The sequence below is a fragment of the Methylobacterium sp. B1 genome (genome assembly GCF_000333255.1).
Lineage (GTDB): Bacteria > Pseudomonadota > Alphaproteobacteria > Rhizobiales > Beijerinckiaceae > Methylobacterium > Methylobacterium fujisawaense.
Window position 1 is genome coordinate 1 of sequence record NZ_BACT01000677.1, and the last position, 4431, is coordinate 4431.

Annotated in this window: 5 protein-coding genes and 1 pseudogene; 5 read left to right on the top strand and 1 reads right to left on the bottom strand. The window is 71.5% G+C overall.

Annotation, left to right across the window (positions count from 1 at the left end):
• The first annotated feature begins 123 nt into the window (after nucleotides 1-123).
• The 5 genes from I53_RS19960 to I53_RS19980 all read left to right on the top strand — a co-directional run bounded on the left by I53_RS19960 (nucleotide 124) and on the right by I53_RS19980 (nucleotide 4124).
• The gene (locus I53_RS19960) at nucleotides 124-1350 is read left to right on the top strand and encodes a geranylgeranyl diphosphate reductase (RefSeq protein WP_043353930.1); all 1227 of its coding nucleotides are present in this window, start codon (nucleotides 124-126) and stop codon (nucleotides 1348-1350) included.
• On the top strand, nucleotides 1347-1841 hold the full coding sequence (locus I53_RS19965) for a TspO/MBR family protein (RefSeq protein ID WP_043353932.1): 495 nt from the start codon (nucleotides 1347-1349) through the stop codon (nucleotides 1839-1841). The genes I53_RS19960 and I53_RS19965 overlap by 4 nt, the downstream gene beginning before the upstream one ends.
• Entirely contained in the window at nucleotides 1841-2194 is a 354-nt protein-coding gene (locus tag I53_RS19970; protein WP_043353938.1) for a hypothetical protein, read from the top strand. The genes I53_RS19965 and I53_RS19970 overlap by 1 nt, the downstream gene beginning before the upstream one ends.
• Before the next feature lie 31 nt (nucleotides 2195-2225).
• Entirely contained in the window at nucleotides 2226-3818 is a 1593-nt protein-coding gene (locus I53_RS19975; protein WP_043353934.1) for a cytochrome c, read from the top strand.
• Between the two features lie 132 nt (nucleotides 3819-3950).
• On the top strand, nucleotides 3951-4124 hold the full coding sequence (locus I53_RS19980; RefSeq protein ID WP_012318839.1) for a YqaE/Pmp3 family membrane protein: 174 nt from the start codon (nucleotides 3951-3953) through the stop codon (nucleotides 4122-4124).
• Between the two features lie 4 nt (nucleotides 4125-4128).
• Here I53_RS19980 and I53_RS19985 read toward each other — a convergent pair.
• Nucleotides 4129-4431: pseudogene (locus I53_RS19985) on the bottom strand (hypothetical protein); the annotation flags it as partial.

Consider the following 4431-nt stretch of genomic DNA (forward strand, 5'->3'; position numbering starts at 1 on the left):
GCGGCGGTTTCGCCGCGGAAGGCGTGCTCTTCCTAGTCGCGGTCGTCCCGGCGGCCCGGCTCGAACCCGTTCCAGCACCCGATTCGGTGCCGCTCGATCCTGCCTCAAGCGCGAGGTGAGGCCATGGCTCGGTTGGACGAAGGCGGCTCCGGTCGAGAATCCTACGACGTCGTCGTGGTCGGCGGCGGGCCGGCCGGGGCCACGGCGGCCACCGACCTGGCCCGGGCCGGCCACGCGGTTCTGCTCCTCGACAAGCCCGGCCGGATCAAGCCCTGCGGCGGCGCGATCCCGCCGCGGCTGATCCGCGATTTCGCGATCCCCGATGCGCTCCTCGTCGCCAAGATCCGGTCCGCCCGGATGGTGGCGCCGAGCGGCAAGGCCGTCGACATGCCGGTGGGCGAGGGCTTCGTCGGCATGGTCGACCGCGAGCATTTCGACCCGTGGCTGCGCGCCCGCGCGGAAGAGGCCGGCGCCGACCTGCGCGACGCCGCCTACGACCGGATCACCCGGCCCGACGACGGGGTGCCGCTCGTCCACTTCACCACCGGGACCGGCGCGGATCTCGCCCGCCACGCCGTCCGGGCCCGCCTCGTCATCGGCGCCGACGGCGCCTGCTCGCCGGTCGGCCGGGCGGAGGTGCCGGGCCACGCCAAGATGCGGCAGGTCTTCGCCTATCACGAGATCCTGCGGGTGCCGGAGGCCGGCACCCCCGGGGCCGAGGCCGTCGAGGCGACCCGCTGCGACGTCTACTACCAGGGCCGCCACTCGCCGGATTTCTACAGCTGGATCTTCCCCCATGGGGATACGCTCAGCATCGGCACCGGCAGCGCCAGGAAGGGCTTCTCGCTCCGCTCCTCGATCCGGGCCCTGCGCGCGGCGACCGGCCTCGACCACGCCGAGACCGTCCGCCGCGAGGGCGCGCCGCTGCCGCTGAAGCCCCTGAAGCGCTGGGACAACGGCCGGGACGTGCTGCTCGCGGGCGACGCCGCGGGCGTCGTGGCGCCGGCCTCCGGCGAGGGCATCTACTACGCGATGCTCGGTGGCCGGCTCTCGGCCGAGGCCGCCGCCGCCTTCCTGCGGACCGGGGACGCGCGCGCCCTGGCCGGGGCGCGCAAGGCCTTCATGAAGCTGCACGGGCGCGTGTTCTGGATCCTCGGGATGATGCAGTGGGTCTGGTACCGCAGCGACGGGCTGCGCGAGCGCTTCGTCTCGATCTGCCGGGACAAGGACGTCCAGCAGCTCACCTGGGACAGCTACATGAACAAGGAGCTGGTCCGGGCGAAGCCCGCCGCCCACGCGCGGATCTTCTTCAAGGATCTCGCCCACCTGTTCCGCTGGGTCTCCCCGTGAGCCTCGCCATCGACCTGGGGCCGCCGACGGTGGCCGCCGCCGCCGCCGTGCTGGTGGCCGTGGCCGGCGGCCTCGCGACCACCACGGACGGCTGGTACCGGCGCCTGCGGGTCCCGGCCTGGAAGCCGCCGGACTGGGCCTTCGGCCCGGTCTGGACGGTGATCTTCGCACTCACCACCACCGCCGGTGTGCTCGCCTGGAACGGCGACGCCGATCCCGCCGCGCGGGGTGTCCTCCTGGCCGCCTACGCGGTGAACGGGGTTCTCAACATCGCCTGGAGCGTGCTGTTCTTCCGGTTCCGGCGGCCCGACTGGGCGCTGGCCGAGGTGGCGGCCCTGTGGCTGTCCATCGCCGTGCTGATGCTGGTCACCGGCCGGGTCAGCCTCGGCGCCGGGCTGATGAACCTGCCCTACCTCGCCTGGGTCAGCGTCGCCGCCTGCCTGAACCTGCGGATCGTGCGCCTCAACGCGCCCTTCGGGCAGCCGGCGTGATGGAGGGTCTGCTGGCCCCCCTGTTCGCCTCGGGCCGGATCGTCGACGGCATCCTCCTGCTGGTCGCCGGGGAGGCGCTCGTCCTCGCGTGGCTCGTCCGCCGCCGGGGCGGCCCGCCGCTGCCGTCCCTTCTGGCGAACCTCGCCTCCGGGGCCGCCCTGATGCTGGCCCTGCGGGCGGCGCTGGTGGGCGCCGGCTGGATCGCGGTCGCCGCCTGGATGCTCGCCGGTCTCGTCGCCCATCTCGCCGATCTCGGCTTGCGGTTCCGGACGGCCACGGCACAACGCCGCAGCCCGGCGCCGGCCGGAACAACGCCGCGAACGGCCGCGTTCACGCGCGGCACACGAATCTGAATTACTCTAGTTTCGGGATGGGAGACGCGGCATGCAGCGCACGAGAGCCCTCTCCTCCGGCCGCGTGTCGGCCCCGATCCTGGCGAGCCTGTTCCTGGCCGCGCCGGCGCTGGCGCAGGACGGGTCGGCCGACCAGATCGAGCGGGGCAAGTACCTCGTGACCATGGGCGATTGCGCGGCCTGCCACACGGCGCCGGGCGGCAAGTACCTCGCCGGCAACTATGCCCTGAACATGCCCTTCGGCGTGATCATGACCCCCAACCTCACCCCCGACAAGGAGACCGGGCTCGGCGACTACACCTATGCCGACTTCGAGAAATCGTTCCGGCAGGGCTACAGCAAGCATGTCGGCTACCTGTACCCGGCCTTCCCCTTCGCTTGGTACACCAAGGTCACCGACGAGGACACGAAGGCGATCTGGGCCTACCTGCAATCGCTCCCGCCGGTGAGCGAGAAGCGGCAGGAGAGCCAGATCCCGTTCCCCTTCAGCGTCCGCACGGCGCTGGTGACGTGGCGCACCGCCTTCTTCACCGAGGAGCGCTTCAAGCCCGACCCGAACGCCAGCGCCGAGGTGAATCGCGGTGGCTATCTCGTGGAGGGGCTCGGCCACTGCGCCATGTGCCACAACGAGAACAAGCTCGTCGGCAATTCGAGCTTCGCCGGGCGCTTCGGCGGCGGCGTGATCGACGGCTGGTACGCCCCCAACATCACGCCCGACGGGCATCAGGGCATCGGCGCCTGGACCGACGAGCAGGTGGTCACCTATCTCAAGACCGGCACCGCCCCGGGCAACCGGCCGGGCGTCGCCGCCGGGCCGATGCGCCAGACCATCATGGAATCCCTCTCCAAGGTGAAGGAGGAGGATCTGAAGGCGATGGTCGCCTACCTGCGCACGGTCCCGGCCAAGCAGACCTACAAGCCGAAGGATCTCGCCGCCTTCGACACCGCCGACGCGCCGGGCGCCTCCACCTACCTGACCTACTGCTCCTCCTGCCACCAGCCCGACGGCAAGGGCATCGAGGGCGCGGTGCCGGCGCTCGCCGGCAACACCTCGGTCCAGTCCGAAGGGCCCGAGACGGTGCTGCGGGTGATCTATGGCGGGCTCGCGGCCCAGAGCGGCCTCGCCCCGATGGTGGCGATCGGCCAGCAGATGACCGATGTCGAGGTGAGGAACGTCACCGACTACATCCGCAACTCCTGGGGCAACAAGGCGCCGGTGGTGACCGGCGACAAGGCCTCCGAGGCGCGCGCCGCCACCAAGACCATGCTGGCCGGCACCGCCCCCTGCGCGGAGATCGAGCAGGACAAGCTCAAGGCCGCCTTCGACAAGATCGGCATCCAGGAGAGCCTGAAGGGGTTGAAGCAGCAGGACTTCGTCCCGACGCTCGTCCGGCTGGTGCAGCAGGTGAAGGCGGAGCCCACGGGGGTCACGGACGACGACATCGTCAACGGCCTGACCACGGCGTTCTGCAAGGTCGGCCGCGACGATCCGCAATACGGCAACCCGAGCTGGCCCGCGGTGATCGGCACCTTCGCCAACGTCGCCTACAGCCAGGTGAAGCATCCGGAGAAGCAGGCGGCCAACGTGCCGTCCGCGACAACGCCGCCGCCGGCGAAGAACTGAGGCGCCACGCCTCAGGCCGCCGCTCCGGGCTCCGATACGGGGCACCGGAGCGGCGCGAACAGTCCCGGGAACGGAGAGGCGCGCCCGTCGTTTGAGCGAGGATCCCCTCAGGAACCTCGTCCGGGAGTGTCCGTGTCCAGCCTCGTCCGCATCCTGCTCGCGATCTTCTTTCCGCCGATCGCGGTTCTCGTCACCACGGGCTTCGGCCTGCAGTTCCTGCTGAACATCCTGCTGTGGATCCTCGGCTGGCTGCCCGGCACGGTCCACGCCCTGTGGCTGATGAACCGCGACCGGCCGCTGGTCTGAGCCGTCAGGGCTTCCGGCCCTCGGGCTCGCCCTTCCGGAGGGCGGGCTTCGCCTCGGCCTTGCCGTCGATCTTGCCCTCGACCTTGGCGGTCTTCACCGCGTGGGCCTTGGCGGCCTTCGGCGCGACCTTCTCGGCGGCGTGGGCGAGCTTCACCGGCTCCGGCACCACCGCGGCGTCGACCGCCGGGGTCGGGGGTGCAGCCGGGGCCGGCTTGTCCTTGGCGAAGAGCTGGCCGAACAGCTTCTGGTAGCTGCTCGGGTCGCCGTTCGCGTCGGCGACCGCGATCCGCGCGGGCTTCTCGGGCAG

Coding starts and splice junctions, on each gene's coding strand:
- I53_RS19960 (WP_043353930.1), top strand. CDS start 124: ATGGCTCGGTTGGACGAAGGCGGCTCCGGTCGAGAATCCTACGACGTC.
- I53_RS19970 (WP_043353938.1), top strand. CDS start 1,841: ATGGAGGGTCTGCTGGCCCCCCTGTTCGCCTCGGGCCGGATCGTCGAC.
- I53_RS19975 (WP_043353934.1), top strand. CDS start 2,226: ATGCAGCGCACGAGAGCCCTCTCCTCCGGCCGCGTGTCGGCCCCGATC.